Below are 17,332 nucleotides of genomic sequence, written 5' to 3'. Positions count from 1 at the left end.
ATGCCTTCCCCATCTGCGGCCACCGGCCAGGAGGAGATGACCAGAATGACGCAACTGCCGTCCACCGATGAACGCCTTGCGAGGGCGGCGTTGTCCCGGCTGATGGAACCGTCTGACTGGATCGGCCAGGCACTGGTCGCCGCGGCCGGCGCGCACGACGCCCTGAGAATAGCCACCGGCCAGATCAGCGCCGGGCATGCTTTGCAGGCCGAATTGCTGCGCGCCCTTGACCGCGAGCCCTCCGCCGGCAGCGCCCAGCCGCTAAGCGACGCCCTCGACCGATGGGCGCCGCGTATCAAGGACCTTGCGCCGGAACGCGACCTTGCCGTGATAGGCAGGCTCGGCGGCACCGTGCTCATCCCGGGAGACGCTGTGTGGCCGGCGGCGTTGGCGGATCTCGGGCTGGGCGAACCCGTCTGCCTCTGGGCGCGGGGAAGGTTCACGCACGGCATACCGGAGGTCCGGTCAACCGTGGCCGTAGTCGGCTCCCGCGACAGCACGAATTACGGCAACCAGGTAACCGGCGACATCAGCAGCGGGCTCGCGCAGCGCGGCTATTGCGTGATTTCCGGCGGGGCCTACGGGATCGACGCGCAGGCGCACCGGTCGGCCCTGGCGGCGGAGACCGAACATGTCGCCACCATGGCGGTCATGGCCGGGGGCCTGGACCGGTACTACCCGGCCGGAAATGAAGACCTGCTCCGTGCCATCGCCAGCCGGGGGATCCTGCTGGCGGAAGTGCCGCCGGGCGCAGCACCAACCCGTTGGAGATTCCTGCAAAGAAACAGAATCATCGCAGCCATGGCCACCGCGACCATCGTCGTGGAAGCACGCTGGCGCTCCGGGGCACTGAACACCGCCCATCACGCCGCAGGTCTTGGCCGCGGCGTGGGCGCAGTACCCGGATCCGTCTACAGCGCGAACTCCGCCGGTACCCACCGGCTGCTGCGCGACGGAAGCGCGACGGCCGTTACGGACGCCGCAGAAGCGGCCGAACTTGCGGGCCCGCTGGGAACAGTGGAGCCCGGCGCCCAAGAGGTGCTCGCGGACCACGACGGACTGAGTGTGGACACCCTCCTGCTGCTGGACGCCCTGCCGGTTCGCCGGGGAAGCACCGTAGACAAGCTCGCCACCGTCGCGGGAATCCCGGTCCGCACCGTCCTTGCGGGACTCGGACGGTTGGAAGCGGCGGGATTGGCCGTCCAGGATGGCACCGGCTGGCGCCGCAGGCGCAAGGAATGAGGCGGACAAGGGGAAGGAGGCCACGGCAATTCAGCCCCCTTCCCGTGCGCCTCCTTGAGTTCGGCGGTCCGGGCCAGCAAAGTGAGGGGATGAGCTCTGCAGACCAACCCGAACCGCAGGGCACCGAGTCGCTCCCGCAGGCCTTCGGCGCGGCCGTGGAAGGCTTCGCCCGCTATCTGAAGGCCGAACGCGCGCGCTCGGAACACACCATCCGCGCCTACGTGACCGACGTCCTGCACCTGCTCGGATACGCAGCGGAAACCGGCGCCAAGGAGCTGCCCGACATTACCCTCGGGACCCTGCGGTCCTGGCTGGGCGCGATGAACGAAGCGGGCATGGCCAGATCCACCCTGGCGCGGCGCACAGCCACCGCCCGCACGTTCATGGGCTGGGCGCTGCGGGAGGAGCTCATCGACACCGACTCGTCGCTCCGCCTGAAGGCGCCCAAACGCAACAGCTCGCTGCCCACCGTGCTTCGCCCGGCCCAGGTCGACGAGCTGTTCCGAACGCTCGCCGAGGCAGCCGCGGATGGGGAGCCGATGCCGCTGCGGGACCGGGCGATGATCGAGCTGCTCTATGCCACCGGCGTCCGCGTCAGCGAGCTCGCAGGCCTGGACATCGACGAAGTGGACAGCGAACGCCGGACCATCCGCGTGCTCGGCAAGGGCAACAAGGAGCGCACCGTCCCGTTCGGCCTGCCTGCCGCCGTCGCCATGGACGACTGGCTGCGCCGAGGCCGCCCCAGGCTCGCCATCGCGGAAAGCGGTCCGGCACTGTTCCTGGGCCAACGCGGCAGGCGGGTAGACCCGCGCCAGGTGCGCTCGGTCGCCGCGAGGCTCTTCGGCCTGCTGGGCGACACCTCGGCCACCGGGCCGCACGCCCTCCGGCACAGCGCCGCCACCCACCTGTTGGATGGGGGCGCGGACCTGCGGGCCGTCCAGGAGATCCTGGGCCACAGCACCTTGGCCACCACCCAGCTCTACACCCACGTCTCCGTGGACCGGCTGCGCCGCAGCTACCAGCAGGCGCACCCGCGGGCCTGATCGCGAAAACGGCAGCGGCGGTCGGGACCAAGCCATCTACCCGGAACGCGGCAGGCGAGGGCCCCGAAGCACCCTATACTGGCGGAATCGGCGACACGCCATAACACATCGGTAGTTACACTGGCGCAATTCCTTGCCGTACGGCACAATGAGGAACGAAGCGTCGGAAACAGCAGTACTGACAAGTTCCATCCGTTGACAGGCTGAAGGTCGTTGGGGAAGACGTACCTACAGCAAATGGAGGATGGGATGTCTGTTGTGATGACGCGTGGAGTGCTGTTTGTGCATTCAGCACCTTCGGCGCTGTGCCCTCATATCGAGTGGGCCGTCGGATCCGTCGTGGACAAGCGAACGGATCTCGAGTGGACCCCTCAGCCCGCCGCGCCCGGAATGTACCGGGCTGAGCTGTCGTGGGTCGGGGCGCAGGGGACCGGTGCCATGCTGGCTTCCGCCCTGCGCGGCTGGGCCCACCTGCGCTATGAAGTCGCCGAAGAGCCGAGCGCCGGGGTGGACGGCGGCCGCTGGTCGCACACGCCCGAACTCGGCATTTTCCACGCGATGACCGACGTCCACGGAAATATCATGGTGAGCGAGGACCGCATCCGCTACGCCTACGAAGCCGGTGCCGGCGATCCAGCAGCGGTCTACCACGAATTGTCCCTCGCCCTGGGCGAGGCCTGGGACGAAGAGCTCGAGCCCTTCCGCCACGCCGCCGAAGGCGCACCGGTACGCTGGCTGCATCAGGTCGGATAAAGCCCCGCAACGCCCCCGCAACACCGCATCCTCCATCCACGCAAAAGGGAGGGCGACCGGTAATAACCGGCTGCCCTCCCTTTCGTGCTGCCCGGAGGCAGGCACATGGTGAACGGTGAACTGCTAGACGTTGCGGAACACGACGACGGCGTTGTGGCCGCCGAACCCGAAGGAGTTGTTCAATGCGACGATGTCGCCCTGGGGCAGGTCGCGGGCGGAGGTGACCACGTCCAGCGGGATCTCCGGATCCTGGTTTTCCAGGTTGATCGTGGCCGGAGCGCGGCGTTCGTAGACAGCCATCACGGTCATGACGGACTCCACGGCACCTGACGCGCCGAGCAGGTGGCCGGTCTGCGACTTGGTCGCGGAGACGGCAACGTTGCCGACGTGGTCTCCGAGCGCGGCCTTCAGGGCGGTGTATTCCGGCTTGTCGCCAACAGGGGTGGACGTGGCGTGGGCGTTCACGTGCACCACGTCGGTTGCTTGTGCCCGGGCATCGAACAGTGCGGCCTTCAGCGCACGGGTGGCGCCAAGTCCTTCGGGATCCGGGGCGGTGATGTGGTAGGCATCGGCGGTGACGCCGGAGCCGGCAAGTTCGGCATAGATGCGGGCGCCGCGGGCCAGGGCGTGTTCCTCGGCCTCGAGCACCAGGGCACCGGCGCCTTCGCCCATCACGAAGCCGTCCCGGTCCAGGTCGTACGGACGCGAGGCACGCTCGGGGTCGTCGTTGCGCCTGGACAGGGCCTGCATCGCGCTGAACGCGGCGATGGGCATGGGGTGGATCGCGGCCTCGGCTCCGCCGGTCATGACCACGTCGGCCTTGCCGGCGCGAATCAGGTCGATGCCCAGTGACATGGCTTCAGTGCCGGACGCGCAGGCGGAGACCGGGGTGTGGGCGCCGGCGCGGGCACCCAGATCCATGCTGACGGCGGCGGCAGGGCCGTTCGGCATCAGCATCGGTACGGTCATCGGCAGCACCCGCCGCGGCCCGCGGTCGCGCAGGGTGTCCCACGCGTCCAGCAGCGTCCACACGCCGCCGATGCCGGTGGCGAAAGCTACGGCCAGGCGGTCGTGGTCCACCTCTTCGATGCCGGAGTCTTTCCAGGCCTCACGGGCCGCCACGACGGCGAACTGGGTGGAGGGGTCCATCCGCTTGGCTTCGACCCGGGTCAATACTTCGTCCGGGCGGTTGCTGGCCTGGGCGGCGAACGTCACCGGCAGTTCGTACTGGGCCACCCAATCATCTTCGAGGGTATGGGCCCCGGAAACGCCCTTGAGGGCATTCCGCCACATCGTGGGGACGTCGCCGCCGATCGGGGTGGTGGCGCCGAGGCCGGTGATGACTACTTTGCGTGCCATTGATTCATTCTCTCAATAGTGATTGGGCAATAAATCCAGTGCGGCGGCCGGACCGGGGGTCACCCGCCGGCCGCCGATCCCGGGAGGCCCGGGCGACGCGAAACTAAGCCTGGGCGTTCACGATGAAGTTGACGGCGTCACCGACGGTCTTGAGGTTCTTGACCTCTTCGTCCGGGATGCGCACGCCGAACTTCTCCTCGGCGTTGACCACGATGGTCATCATCGAGATGGAATCGATGTCCAGGTCATCGGTGAAGGACTTGTCCAGCTCAACAGCCTCCGGGGCCAGGCCGGTCTCTTCGTTGACGATCTCGGCCAGACCGGCCAGGATTTCTTCGTTGCTAGCCATGGTGGCTCCTTTTCTTGTGCTGCCGGACGGTGTCCGGACGGGTTGTCAAACCGCGGTCTGCGGCCTGGTTCTGGTTGGAATGTGGGGGAGGCCCGACTACCGGAAGGCAGTCTACGGCAGGACGATGACCTGCGCGCCGAACACCAGTCCGGCGCCGAAGCCGATCTGCAGGGCGAATCCGCCGGAGAGCCCGGGGTTCTCCTGCAACAGGCGGTGCGTGGCCAAGGGGATCGACGCAGCCGAGGTGTTGCCGGCATCGGCGATGTCGCGGGCCACAACCACGCTCTCGGGCAGCTTCAGCTGCTTGACCATCTCGTCGATGATGCGCATGTTCGCCTGGTGCGGCACGAACGCGGCGAGGTCTTCCGGCTGGAGGCCGGCCGCCTCCAGCGCCTGCTTGGCCACCTTGGCCATTTCCCAGACCGCCCAGCGGAACACGGACGGGCCGTCCTGGCGCAGCGTGGGCCAGAGCTTGTGGTCATTCTCATCGAAGGTGTCCGAGACGGCCGAGAGCGAGCCGGCGGCCTCTGCGGCCAGCGAGAGCTCGCGGACGTGGTTGAGCGAGTGGGTCATGCTGATGGTGTCCCACTTGCTGCCGTCGGAGCCCCAGACCGGCTTGCTGATGCCCGGCGTGTCGGACGGGCCCACGATGACGGCGCCGGCGCCGTCGCCCAGCAGGAAGGAGATCGTCCGCTCGGTGTTGTCGATGACGTCGGACAGCTTTTCCGCCCCGACCACCAGCACGTAGTCGGCGGTGCCGGAGCGCACCAGGGCATCGGCTTGGGCGATGCCGTAGCAGTACCCGGCGCAGGCAGCGGAGATGTCGAAGGCGGGAGCCGGGGTGGCGCCTATCCGGTCGGCCAGGGCAGCGGCGGCCGACGGCGTGGCGTAGGGATGGGAGACGGTGGAGACGAGGACGGCACCGAGCTGGTCGCCGGTGATGCCGGCCTGTGCCATCGCTTCCTTGGCGGCGCCTTCGGCCATGTCCAGCACGGACGTGTTGGCGTCCGCCCGGTGGCGGGTGACGATCCCGGTCCGCTGGCGGATCCATTCGTCGGAGGAGTCGATCCACTGGCAAACGTCGTCGTTGGTGACGATGACGTCGGGACGGTACGCTCCGATTCCGAGGATGCGCGTGAAGTCGCGTAGCGGGGTCTGCTGGATGACGGGTGTGCTCACTGCTCGGATTCTCCAGACGTGCTGTTCATGACGGGGGTCTGTTCGGTGTGCTCGGCGATGAATGCCCGGGCTGCTTCCAGGTCTTCCGGCGACTTCAGGGCCATGGTCGCCACGCCCTTCATGCCGCGTTTGGCCAGTCCGGCCAGGGTGCCGGCCGGCGGCAGTTCCAGCAGCCCGGTGACACCGACGGACACCAGCTTCTCCATGCACTTGTCCCAGCGCACCGGACGCGAAACCTGGGCGATCAGGCTGTCCAGGTTCTCATCGCCGCCGAAGACGGGTTCGCCGTCGTAGTTGGAGAGCAGGGTCAGCGACGGCAGGGCCGGCTTCAGCTGGGGACGCAGGGTTTCCAGGGCGCTGACCGCGGGAGCCATGTGTTCGGTGTGGAAGGCGCCGGCGACCTTCAGCGGGATCACCCGTGCCTTGGCCGGCGGATTCGCGGCGAACGCCTGCAGCTGCTCGAGCGTGCCGGCGGCCACCGTCTGGCCGCCGCCGTTGGCGTTGGCCGGGGTGAGTCCGGCCGCTTCGATCGCGGCGAGCACCTCGTCCGGGTCGCCGCCGAGCACGGCACTCATGCCGGTCGGGGTCTGCGCCGCGGCACGCGCCATAGCGTTGGCCCGCTCGCGCACGAAGTTCATCGCATCGTTCTCGGTCAGCGCGCCGGCAATGGCGGAGGCCGTAACCTCACCCACCGAGTGGCCGGCGACGACGGCGGACAGGTCGAGGGGCTCATCGGCGGTGAGGGCGCGGGCGGCCAGCAGGCCCGCGGCCACGATCAGCGGCTGGGCGACGGCGGTGTCCTTGATGGTCTCCTCATCCGACACGGTGCCGTGCGTGAGAAGGTCCAGCTGGGCGATGTCGCTGAGCAGTCCGAGGTGTTCGGGCACACCGGGGACCTCGAGCCAGGGATTGAGGAATCCGGGCGTTTGGGAACCCTGGCCCGGGCAGACTATTGCAAGCACGTATTCAAGCTTTCCAAAGAGGAGGCGGTTTCCACGGTGTTTCGGCACACGAAGCTCGCCGAACCGCTTTGTAGGAAGTCTACAAGGTGCCGCAACTACTGCCGAGCCGCCGCGCGGTCCTTCGGGCTCCGCGCGGGAGCCACGAGGCGTCCCACGCCGAGGGCGGTCTGGAGCACGAAGGCCTCCCGCGGCAGCAGCGGATCCCAGCCGGTCACGTCGCATACCCGGCGCAGCCGGTAGCGCACCGTGTTGGCGTGGACGAAGAGTTCCCGTGCCGTGGCTTCCAGCGAATGCCCCAAAGACAGGTAGCTGGAGAGCGTTTCGACCAGCCCATTGCCGGCATTGAGCAGCGGCACGTAGATGTACTTGTAGAGGTCGCGGCGCGCGGCGTCGTCGCCGGACATCACCCGTTCGGGCCACAGGTCGTTGGCCGCGACGGGACGCGGTGCGGCCGGCCAGGCCCTGGCCGCGTTGAGCCCGGCGAAGGCGGCCTGGGCCGAGGTGCTGGCATCCACCAGCGAGCGGGCTTCCGGGCCGTAGACCACCGGCCCGGGTCCGAAGAGCTCGGCCAGCCGCACGAAGGCGGTGTCCTGGTCCGACAGGCCGCCGAGCACCAGGATCAGCCGCTCGCCCTGGATGCCCACCAGCGTGTCCGCGGCGTAGCGTGAGCTGGCGCGGCGCAGCTCGGTCACGAAGCTGGGGCCCGGTTCACCGGGGGAGCCGCCCACCATCACCGTGATGGGGCCGGTGGTCTTCCAGCCGACCGCGGCGATCCGGGAACGCAGCGCGTCGGAGCTTTCGCCGCGCAGGATCGCGTCCACGACGAGCGCCTCAAGGCGGGTGTCCCACGAGCCGCGGGTCTCGGCGGCGCGGGCGTACACGTCCGCGGCAGCGAAGGCGACCTCGCGCGAATAGCGCAGCACCGCTTCGCGCAGCTGGGCCTCGTCGCTTTCGCCGGCAAGGTCCGGCACTTCGTCTTCCACGGCTTCGACTACCACGCGGATCAGCTGCAGGGCGCGCTGCAGGCTGATGGAACGGGTCAGCTCGGTGGGGGCGGTGCCGAAGACATCGTTCATCACCCAGGCCGGGGACGTGGGGCGTTCGTACCACGTCACGAAGGACGCGATGCCCTTCTGCGCCACCAGGCCCAGCGCGGAGCGTTCGTCCGGCCGCAGCCCGCGGTACCAGGGCAGGTCTGAATCCAGCCGCTTCAGAGTCACCGTCGCCAGCGCACCGATCTTGGTCCGCAGCCGTTCCAGCGTTGCCGGGTTGCCGGTGGCCGCCCGATCGCCCTTCCGTCCGGCCCCGGCGCGGCCCCCGCCGGCGGCTGATGCCGACGACGGCGCCTGCCGTGCCGTGGTTTTCTTGGCGGCCGTCGTGCCCGGTGGGGCAGCCGTCTTGGCGGGGTCGGTCCGGGCGTGGGGCATGCAACGAGCATACGCACTTGCCCGGGCAAGCTCCATTCCGTCTTTTGTGTGGTTCCTACTAAAACAGGCGGCGGACCCGGCCGGAAAAGGCCTGATCCGCCGCCTGTCTGGTGGCGCGCTTGCCGCGGTTAGGAGTCGCCGCCGGCGTTGCCCGAGGTGCCCGCGTTGACGTCCATCAGGCGGTACTTTTCGAACGCATCCCGGGGCACATTCTGGTCGATCTCGCCGCGGCGGGCCAGCATCTGCAGGGCCCGGACCACGATCGAGTGGCTGTCGATCTTGAAGAAGCGCCGGGCCGCGGCCCGGGTGTCGGAGAACCCGAAGCCGTCGGCGCCCAGGGTCGCGAACTCGTTGGGCAGGTACTGCCGGATCTGGTCCGGTACGGCGGCCATGTAGTCGCTGACCGCCACGATCGGGCCGGTCGCACCTTCGAGCTGCTGGGCCACAAAGGGCTTGCGCGGCTCGGAGCCGGGGTTCAGGAACGCCTCCTCCTCGGCAGCCAGGCCGTCGCGGCGCAGTTCGTTCCAGCTGGTCACCGACCAGACATCGGCGGAGACGCCCCAGTCATCGGCCAGCAACTGCTGGGCTTCCAGCGCCCACGGCACGGCCACGCCGGAGGCCAGCAGCTGGGTGCGCGGCCCGTCGACCTTGGCCGGAGCCAGCAGGTAGATCCCCTTCACCAGGCCCTCGACGTCCAGTTCCTCCGGTTCGGCGGGCTGGACGATCGGCTCGTTGTAGACGGTCAGGTAGTACATCACGTTGGGATCCGGGTGGTTCCCGCCGTACATGCGATCCAGGCCGGCGCGGATGATGTGCCCGATCTCGTACCCGTAGGCCGGGTCGTAGGTGACGACCGCCGGGTTGGTGGAGGCCAGGACCGGGGAGTGCCCGTCCGCGTGCTGCAGGCCCTCGCCGGTCAGGGTGGTCCGTCCCGCGGTTGCGCCGATCACGAAGCCGCGGGCCATCTGGTCGGCGGCGGCCCAGAAGAAGTCGCCGGTGCGCTGGAAGCCGAACATCGAGTAGAAGATGTAAATCGGCACCAACGGCTCGCCGTGGGTGGCGTAGGAGGTGCCGACGGCGGTGAAAGCGGCGGTGGAGCCGGATTCGTTGATGCCGGTGTGCAGGATCTGGCCCTGCGGAGACTCCTTGTACGCCAGGACCAGGTCGCGGTCCACGGAGAGGTAGTTCTGGCCCTTGGGGTTGTAGATCTTCGCCGTCGGGAAGAACGAGTCCATGCCGAAGGTCCGCGCCTCGTCCGGAATGATCGGGACCACGCGGGCGCCGAATTCCTTGTCCCGCATCAGGTCCTTCAGCAGGCGCACGAAGGCCATGGTGGTGGCCGCCTGCTGTTTCCCGGAGCCGCGCTTGGCGACCTCGTAGGCTTTGTCCTCGGGCAGGTGGAGCTGCTGGTGCGCGGTCCGGCGTTCCGGCACGGCGCCGCCGAGCGCTTCGCGGCGCTCCATCATGTACTTGATCTCCGGGGTGTCCGGCCCCGGCCTGTAGTACGGCGGCCGGTACGGATCGGCTTCGAGCTGCTCGTCCGAGATCGGGATGCGCAGGTGGTCGCGGAAGTCCTTCAGGTCCTGCAGCGTCAGCTTCTTCATCTGGTGGGTCGCGTTGCGGCCCTCGAAGTGCGTGCCCAGGCCGTAGCCCTTGACCGTCTGGGCGAGGACCACCGTGGGCTTGCCCTTGAACTCGGTGGCGGCCCGGTAGGCGGCGTAGACCTTGTGGTAGTCGTGGCCGCCGCGCTTGAGGTTCCAGATTTGCTCGTCGGTCATGTCCGCGACCATTTCCTTGGTCTGCGGGGTCTTGCCGAAGAAGTGCTCGCGGACGAACCCGCCGGATTCGGCCTTATAGGTCTGGTAGTCGCCGTCGAGGGTGGAGTTCATGATGTCCACCAGCGCGCCGTCCTGGTCCTTGGCGAGCAGTTCGTCCCACTCACGGCCCCAGGTCACCTTGATGACATGCCAGCCGGCGCCGCGGAAGAAGGCCTCGAGTTCCTGCATGATCTTGCCGTTGCCGCGCACCGGCCCGTCGAGGCGCTGCAGGTTGCAGTTGATCACGAAGGTGAGGTTGTCCAGCTTTTCGTTGGCTGCCAACTGCAGGAAGCCGCGCGACTCCGGTTCGTCCATCTCGCCGTCGCCCAGGAACGCCCAGACATGCTGGTCGGAGGTGTCCTTGATCCCGCGGTTCTGCAGGTAGCGGTTCAGCTGCGCCTGGTAGATGGCGTTGGCCGGGCCGATACCCATGGAAACGGTCGGGAATTCCCAGAACTCGGGCATGGAGCGCGGGTGCGGGTAGGAGGGCAGGGCGTGGCCCTCGCGGGACTTCTCCTGCCGGAAACCGTCCAAATCCTCCTCGGTGAGCCGGCCTTCGAGGAAGGCGCGCGCATACATGCCGGGGGAGGCGTGGCCCTGGAAGAAGACCTGGTCGCCGCCGCCGGGGTGGTCCTTGCCGCGGAAGAAATGGTTGAAGCCCACTTCATAGAGGGTGGCTGCGCCGGCGTACGTGGAGATATGTCCGCCCACGCCGATGTCCGGGCGCTGTGCCCGGTGCACCAGCATGGCGGCGTTCCAGCGCATCCAGGCGCGGTAGCGGCGCTCGATCTCCTCGTCGCCCGGGAACTCCGGCTCCTGGTCGACCGGAATGGTGTTCACGTAGTCCGTGGTGGTCACCATCGGCACGCCGACGCTCTGCGCACCCGCACGCTGCAGGATGGAGCGGACAATAAACTGGGCCCGTTCGGTGCCCTGGCTCTCCACCAGACCGTCGAAGGACTCAATCCATTCGGCGGTTTCTTCGGGATCGCGATCCGACAGCTGGCTTGTCAGCCCGCTCAGGATGTGCGAGGTATCTTCTCCTGCGCTCACGTCCAACCTCTCATACGTGCAGATTGTGTCTGCGCCTTACGTGGCATAGCGACCCGGCGCATGGTCCGGCCGGGAGATATTCTTCAGTGCCACTCTAACTGTTCAGGGCATTACAACGCAGCCGGAGCCGCCCGTGCCAGTTGTTACGACGACGGCGGAGGCCGCGCCGCCGTCACCCGGGAAAGGCGCACCGCCGCCGCTCCCGGCAGGCACACGCCGTCGCCCCTTAAGAAGAGGCGTAAAGAGGCCCAGCGGCGCGGCAAAAATCCGCAGCGGCTTGCGGGTGGCTTGAAGCGACGGCGATTAGGGTGTTGGCTTGTAACTAGCAACACGCCCATCCTCATCGGTGAGGCGAATCAGATACGTTCCATACAGGAGGAGCACAGTGGGCGAGGCCGAAGCCGCCGCGGTAGAGAATGTGGCAGGCAATTTGGGTTTCAAAGACGGGGACCTGATCCAGGAATTCGGCTATGACGAGGACGTGGACTTCGATCTGCGTGACGACATCGAGGACCTCACCGGCTCCGAACTGCTCACCGAGGACGACCACGACGTGGTTGACGCGGTGATCCTGTGGTGGCGCGACGGCGACGGCGACCTGGTGGACGCGCTGGTCGACACGCAGACAACCCTCGGGCCGGGCGGAGTGGTCTGGGTGCTGACGCCGAAGTCCGGCCGGGACGGCTACGTGCCGCCGGCCGACGTCCAGGAAGCGGCGCCGACTGCCGGCCTGCACGTGACCACTTCCGCCGGCGTATCCGGCGATTGGGCTGCCACCCGGCTGGTCAGCAAGCGGACCAACAAGTGACCGCGGACGCACCCCGGACAGGGCTGCCCGCACCCGACTTCGAGCTGGCCAACCAGTTCGGCGAACCCATCAGGCTCTCTGCCCTGCGCGGCCAGAACGTCGTGCTGGTGTTCTACCCGTTCGCCTTCTCCGGCATCTGCACCGGCGAGCTGTGCGAGCTGCGCGACGACCTGGGACTTTTCCGCAGCGAGAATGCCCGCGTCCTGGCCGTCTCGGTTGACCATAAGTTCGCCCTGCGGGCGTTTGCGGAGCAGGAGGGCTACGAGTTCGACCTGCTGGCCGACTTCTGGCCGCACGGCGACGTCGCCAAGGCCTACGGCGTGTTCGACGACGACTCCGGCATGGCCCTGCGCGGCACCTTCATCATCGACGCCGAAGGCACCCTGCGGCACGTGATCCGCAATCCGCGCAGCCAGGCACGCGACATCCAGGAATACCACCGCGTGCTGAAAGAGCTCTAACCTGCCATGGAGTTGCTGCGGCCGGCGCTCGAGATCCTGGCTGGACGCCGTCTGGCCGTGTTGACCGGCGCGGGCCTCAGCACCGATTCAGGCATCCCGGACTACCGCGGCCCCACCTCCGTTCCGCGCACTCCGATGACGTACCAGCAGTTCGTGGGCGACGAGGACCTGCGCCGCCGGTACTGGGCGCGCAACCACATCGGCTGGCGGCACATGCACCACGCCGCGCCCAATCCCGGCCACTACGCCCTGGCAGCGATGGAGGAGAACGGCCTGCTCAGCGGCCTGATCACGCAAAACGTGGACCGGCTGCATGAGGACGCCGGCAGCGTGAACGTCATCGACCTGCATGGGCGTTTCGACCGCGTGATCTGCCTGAACTGCGGGGACGTGACCAGCCGCTCCTCGCTGGCGGTGCGGCTGGAGGAACTCAATCCCGCCTACGCCGCCACCGGAGACGCCGGCGACGTCGCTCCCGACGCCGACGCCGAGGTCGCCGATACCAACCGCTTCGTCGTGGCCGACTGCCTGGTCTGCGGCGGCATGCTCAAGCCGGACTTCGTCTACTTCGGCGAGAATGTCCCCAAGGACCGGGTGGCGGCGGCCTACGCCATGGTGGACGACGGCGAGGCGCTGCTGGTCGCCGGGTCCTCGCTGAGCGTGATGAGCGGCCTGCGGTTCGTCCGGCACGCCTCCAAACAGGGCAAACCCGTGGTGATCATCAACCGCGGGGCCACCCGCGGCGACGAACTGGCCGACCTGAAGCTGGAAACGGGCGTCTCCGAAGCCCTCGGCCACCTGGCGGCGGAGTTGCCGGGCCGGCTCCCGAAACCGGCCTGAGACGCGGCCAAAAGGACTTGCAGGGCCCTTCCGGGCGCCGACCGATCCGCGTGAGGGGGGTCTCAGGTTACAGGTTGCATCGTGTTTATTCGCACGAAAATTCGGTTGGCGTTCACGCCGGTTTTTCCGGTAGAGTGAATCCTCGTGATGTTGCGGCGGATAACGCTCCGCGGTCCCGCTTTCGACATTACAACGGGTCTTTAGCTCAGCTGGTAGAGCGCCACGTTTACACCGTGGATGTCATCGGTTCGATCCCGGTAGGACCCACCGGGCAAACCCCGCACTGTCAGGCAATCAGCCTGGGAGCGCGGGGTTTTTTCGTTCCCAGGCCCCGCCGGACGCGGGGACCCGAATCTCTTGATTCCTGAGCGAATCTTGGGGTTCAGCAGGGGGCTGCCGGTGTAACGTGGGGCTCCCGGTGACCGCTGCATGGGGGCAGGGGGAGCCGGATGGATGAGGTAAACGGCCCCGCCCGCTGTTGGGGGATGGGCGGGGCTGTTCCTCAGAACCGCAGGGTGCCCGATGAAGTATCCGTCCGCGTGCAGCATCCGCCGGCGTCGTGACCCGGTCCCGTGAATCCAGGCGTCACCAAAGCACCCGTGTCTGCCGCAGCCCCCCGCACCAGACACGCCGTCCCGCCCCGCTTCCGCGTGGTCTCTCCGGCACAGCGGGAAGGAATTGCCCACCACATTCGTCGGTCGCGACGATCCCCGTCCCCGGAATTGCAGTCGGTTCACAGCTCCAAAGGGAAAGGCACTGTCCCGTGAGGGACAGTGCCTTTCGGGGCAGCCGTTAGATGGGGGATCAACGGAACTGCCAGGGGATAGGCGGTGCAGCAACCAGGAGATGGGGGCTCCCGGGCGTTCAATGCCACCGCCAAGCCACAGTCTGCCATGACCCGTGGGCATTTCTCAACCACCCTGATTGAACTGTTAAACGTGTCTGTCATTATCAGCAAATCCGGGCCAAAATGCGGCGACAGCCCTACCATTCACGCCCCATTGAACGGTGCTGTCGGGCCTCAATTGCGCCGATCTTATGCCAAGACAAAGCCGCTGCTGCGTCATGCAATAACGGTTAAGCAACGTGGCTTGCCAACCCTCCACAACCGGCCTCCGGTCTGCAACGCTGTACCGATCATGCTGGTTTTCGTGAGGGGCAACAATGGAGAAGTTCTGCCGGAGTGCAGGCCGCACTTTCATCCCTGTGCACACCGCCTCGGCGCGGCGCTGTGCCTGCTGCGGCACGCACCGCCGGCCGTGGTCGGAGGATGCAGGCCGGATGTCCGGGCGGGACCTGCTGGATGAAATCGACCTGCCCGCGGCAACGCCTCGTTCCTTGACTCCCCGCCCGGATCCCGGCGCGGACGCCTCCGCCGGCGTGGGTTTCCCCGCCGAGGACGACGCGGACGATGACGAAATCGACACCTGGCTGCGCTTCCGCCCCTCGACTGCCGCCAGCGAATGAGTCATACCTAACGTCTGCCCGCTTAGCCGGTGCCGCCGGTCGGGATTAGGCTTGATGAGGAACCTCGGCCCGCTCGGGCTGTTCGCTGACGTCCCTGACCGCGGGGACCGCACACATGGAGACTCAATGAGCGCACACATCGGTGTGACAGGTCTGGCCGTCATGGGCGCCAACCTGGCACGGAACTTCGCCCGCAACGGCTACACGGTCGCCCTGCACAACCGCTCGTTGGAAAAGACGGACGCCCTGCTGTCCGCCCACGGCGACGAGGGCGAATTCATCCGCACCGAGTCGCTGCAGGAGCTGGTGGACAACCTGCAGAAGCCCCGCCGCGTGCTCATCATGGTCAAGGCCGGCAAGCCGGTCGATTCGGTCATCGAGCAACTGGTGCCGTTGTTGGAAGAGGGCGACATCGTCATCGATGCCGGCAACTCGCACTACGAGGACACCCGGCGCCGGGAGGCCGCCCTGGCGGAGAAGGGACTGCACTTCGTGGGCATCGGCGTCTCCGGCGGCGAGGAGGGCGCACTCCTGGGCCCGTCCATCATGCCCGGCGGCTCCCGCCAGTCCTACGACTCACTCGGCCCCATGCTTGAAAAGATCTCAGCCAAGTACGACGGCGAACCCTGCTGCAGCTGGGTGGGCACCGATGGCGCGGGCCACTTCGTAAAGATGGTGCACAACGGCATCGAATACGCGGACATGCAGGTGATCGGCGAGGCCTACGACCTGCTCCGCACCGGTGCAGGCCTGGAACCGCAGCAACAGGCCGAGATCTTCACCGCCTGGAACAAGACCGAGCTGTCGTCCTTCCTGATCGAGATCACCGCCGAGGTGCTTGCCCACACCGACGCCAAGACCGGCAAGCCGTTCGTCGACGTCGTGGTGGACTCGGCCGGACAGAAGGGCACCGGCCGCTGGACCGTTGTCTCCGCGCTGGAACTGGGATCGCCGGTCTCGGGCATCGCCGAGTCGGTATTCGCGCGCGGCCTTTCCTCGCAGCGCGGCCAGCGGGCGATCGCCCAGGATGTGCTGGCAGGGCACGAAGAGGACGTCACGGTGCCGCAGGGCTTCGTCGAGGACGTCCGCCAGGCGCTGTTTGCCTCCAAGCTGGTCAGCTACGCCCAGGGCATCGACATGCTCGGTTCCGCCGCCGGCGAGTACGGCTGGGACCTGAAGCTGGACGAGATCGCCTCGCTCTGGCGCGCCGGCTGCATTATCCGCGCCGAACTGCTGGACGACATCATGAAGGCCTACGCCGGCGACTCCAAGCCGGAAAACCTGCTCTTCGCCCCTGCCTTCGCCGAAGCGATTGGCGCGGCCGTGCCGGCCTGGCGCCGCGTCGTGGCCACCGCCGTCCAGCTGGGCATCCCGGTGCCGGTGTTTTCCTCCTCGCTGGCCTACTACGACGGCCTCCGCCGCAAGCGCCTGCCGGCCGCCCTAACCCAGGGCCTGCGCGACCTCTTCGGCGCCCACACCTACGGCCGGACGGACGCGGAAGGCTCCTTCCACACCCTGTGGAGCGGCGACAAGTCCGAGGTCTCCGCCGTCGACACGCACTGAACACCCCAGCAGTTCCGACTCGGGAAGCTCTGAGCGTGGTGAGGGCCGGGCTGCATACAGTAGCCCGGCCCTCCTGATCTGCGTGTACTGGGCAGGTTACTCTGTCCAGATAAGAATGTCGGCAAGCCGAAGCAAGGTCAGAGGTCGGCCATCGGGAGTCCTCTGGCTCTCAGCGATTGGAACCAACCACTCAGCGTTGTCCCGAATATCCTGCCAGAGCGCAGCGCGTACCTTGGCAGCATTAGTGACTCCATAGAACCTGCGGACGCGTGAGTCGATGAGGGGCACGATGTGAGGTCGACGCCTGTGCAGCACCTTCGAAACAGTCACCGCCGTCCACCCTTTGACGTGGCCAGTAGCCTCATTCGCGGCCGCCAGACTTCTTACGGCTTCCTCCAACGCATCGACGCTCTCGTACGATTCGAAGGGCTTTTGGTCCTTAAGATCGATGAGCGCCTTATCCAGTGTCGTGCGAAGCTGCTGCGCCGGACCATCACCTTCGGCGTAGAGCGGAAGAACGTCCCGCCAGCCCAGCCTCAGGCTCAGCAGATTGGCCATCAGGACATCCGACGGTGCCAGCAAAGCGTCCTGGTCATCGTGCCATAGACGGTCGTACGTTGAGAAAGCGAAGTTCCCAGCCGGGTCGGTGTACTTAGCCAGTTTCTCTTCGGCTGTTGATCTATGGTCAGACAACGATTGCGCGGTCATTAGTGACCTCCTGTCAAACGGCTGTGTCAGAAGTGCTGCGTGAATCTGCCGAAGCACCTGCTGAACCTGTCGGCATCACTATCGGCTGAATGACATATCTTGTTCGGTCTTTTGTTCCATGGTCGCCTGGAAGACAAGTATGGGCTGCTTTGTTGACGCTGCCGTCAGCCTGTCGCAGCTAACGACTCGCCATTTCAGCAGCAACTCCGACGCGACGTGCCCATTGGCCACATACGTCGTCGCTACATCGGCTGGGAAGGTTCGGGAATGAAAATGGCCCCGGGACAACCGATGCGGCTGC

The 17,332-nt window shown here is 67.1% G+C and carries 15 protein-coding genes and 1 tRNA gene; 9 read left to right on the top strand and 7 right to left on the bottom strand.

What is annotated here, in order from left to right; genetic code table 11:
* The first annotated feature begins 36 nt into the window (after positions 1-36).
* The 3 genes from dprA (at position 37) to AC5RV3_RS03215 (ending at position 3,038) form a co-directional block, all read left to right on the top strand.
* A complete protein-coding gene (dprA, locus tag AC5RV3_RS03225; RefSeq protein ID WP_494121024.1) occupies positions 37-1,242 on the top strand; it encodes a DNA-processing protein DprA in 1,206 nt (401 codons plus the stop codon).
* A gap of 89 nt (positions 1,243-1,331) precedes the next feature.
* Positions 1,332-2,285: a tyrosine recombinase XerC gene (locus tag AC5RV3_RS03220; RefSeq protein ID WP_494120871.1), complete on the top strand. Its 954-nt coding sequence runs from the start codon at positions 1,332-1,334 to the stop codon at positions 2,283-2,285.
* Between the two features lie 249 nt (positions 2,286-2,534).
* Positions 2,535-3,038, top strand: coding sequence for a DUF3145 domain-containing protein (locus AC5RV3_RS03215; RefSeq protein ID WP_493977382.1), 504 nt, complete (start codon positions 2,535-2,537; stop codon positions 3,036-3,038).
* A gap of 123 nt (positions 3,039-3,161) precedes the next feature.
* Here AC5RV3_RS03215 and fabF read toward each other — a convergent pair whose 3' ends face one another.
* The 6 genes from fabF to aceE form a co-directional block, all read right to left on the bottom strand.
* On the bottom strand, positions 3,162-4,397 hold the full coding sequence (gene fabF, locus AC5RV3_RS03210; protein ID WP_494120870.1) for a beta-ketoacyl-ACP synthase II: 1,236 nt from the start codon (positions 4,395-4,397) through the stop codon (positions 3,162-3,164).
* Between the two features lie 103 nt (positions 4,398-4,500).
* Positions 4,501-4,746 (bottom strand): acyl carrier protein, encoded by a 246-nt coding sequence (locus tag AC5RV3_RS03205; RefSeq protein ID WP_136786952.1) that lies wholly within the window; start codon positions 4,744-4,746, stop codon positions 4,501-4,503.
* 111 nt (positions 4,747-4,857) lie between these two features.
* Positions 4,858-5,925 (bottom strand): beta-ketoacyl-ACP synthase III, encoded by a 1,068-nt coding sequence (locus AC5RV3_RS03200; RefSeq protein ID WP_494120869.1) that lies wholly within the window; start codon positions 5,923-5,925, stop codon positions 4,858-4,860.
* Complete coding sequence (locus AC5RV3_RS03195) at positions 5,922-6,887, bottom strand: ACP S-malonyltransferase (RefSeq protein WP_494120868.1); 966 nt, start codon at positions 6,885-6,887, stop codon at positions 5,922-5,924. The genes AC5RV3_RS03200 and AC5RV3_RS03195 overlap by 4 nt, the downstream gene beginning before the upstream one ends.
* Positions 6,888-6,982: 95 nt before the next feature.
* On the bottom strand, positions 6,983-8,314 hold the full coding sequence (locus AC5RV3_RS03190; RefSeq protein ID WP_494112028.1) for a PucR family transcriptional regulator: 1,332 nt from the start codon (positions 8,312-8,314) through the stop codon (positions 6,983-6,985).
* 128 nt (positions 8,315-8,442) lie between these two features.
* Entirely contained in the window at positions 8,443-11,184 is a 2,742-nt protein-coding gene (aceE, locus tag AC5RV3_RS03185) for a pyruvate dehydrogenase (acetyl-transferring), homodimeric type (RefSeq protein ID WP_494120867.1), read from the bottom strand.
* A 385-nt stretch (positions 11,185-11,569) separates the two neighbouring features.
* Here aceE and AC5RV3_RS03180 point away from each other — a divergent pair, with 385 nt between their 5' ends.
* From AC5RV3_RS03180 to gnd, 6 genes are all read left to right on the top strand, one after another.
* The gene (locus tag AC5RV3_RS03180) at positions 11,570-11,992 is read left to right on the top strand and encodes a DUF3052 domain-containing protein (RefSeq protein ID WP_493986977.1); all 423 of its coding nucleotides are present in this window, start codon (positions 11,570-11,572) and stop codon (positions 11,990-11,992) included.
* A complete protein-coding gene (locus tag AC5RV3_RS03175) occupies positions 11,989-12,453 on the top strand; it encodes a peroxiredoxin (protein ID WP_494120866.1) in 465 nt (154 codons plus the stop codon). Before AC5RV3_RS03180 ends, AC5RV3_RS03175 begins: the two co-directional genes overlap by 4 nt.
* A gap of 6 nt (positions 12,454-12,459) precedes the next feature.
* Positions 12,460-13,293 (top strand): NAD-dependent protein deacetylase, encoded by an 834-nt coding sequence (locus AC5RV3_RS03170; RefSeq protein ID WP_494120865.1) that lies wholly within the window; start codon positions 12,460-12,462, stop codon positions 13,291-13,293.
* A 194-nt stretch (positions 13,294-13,487) separates the two neighbouring features.
* Positions 13,488-13,560 (top strand) — tRNA-Val (locus AC5RV3_RS03165).
* Positions 13,561-14,574: 1,014 nt separating this feature from the next.
* Positions 14,575-14,760, top strand: a complete 186-nt coding sequence (locus AC5RV3_RS03160; RefSeq protein WP_494120864.1) for a hypothetical protein — start codon at positions 14,575-14,577, stop codon at positions 14,758-14,760.
* Between the two features lie 126 nt (positions 14,761-14,886).
* Positions 14,887-16,323 (top strand): NADP-dependent phosphogluconate dehydrogenase, encoded by a 1,437-nt coding sequence (gnd, locus tag AC5RV3_RS03155; RefSeq protein WP_494120863.1) that lies wholly within the window; start codon positions 14,887-14,889, stop codon positions 16,321-16,323.
* A gap of 96 nt (positions 16,324-16,419) precedes the next feature.
* On the opposite strand, the gene AC5RV3_RS03150 is transcribed toward gnd, so the two are convergent.
* Entirely contained in the window at positions 16,420-17,031 is a 612-nt protein-coding gene (locus tag AC5RV3_RS03150; RefSeq protein WP_494120862.1) for a DUF6308 family protein, read from the bottom strand.
* Positions 17,032-17,332: the final 301 nt, after the last annotated feature.

It is taken from the genome of Arthrobacter sp. Y3221114, from assembly GCF_059092625.1.
The sequence above is the reverse complement of the archived record's forward strand: the minus strand, read 5'-3'. Positions and strand labels throughout refer to the sequence as shown.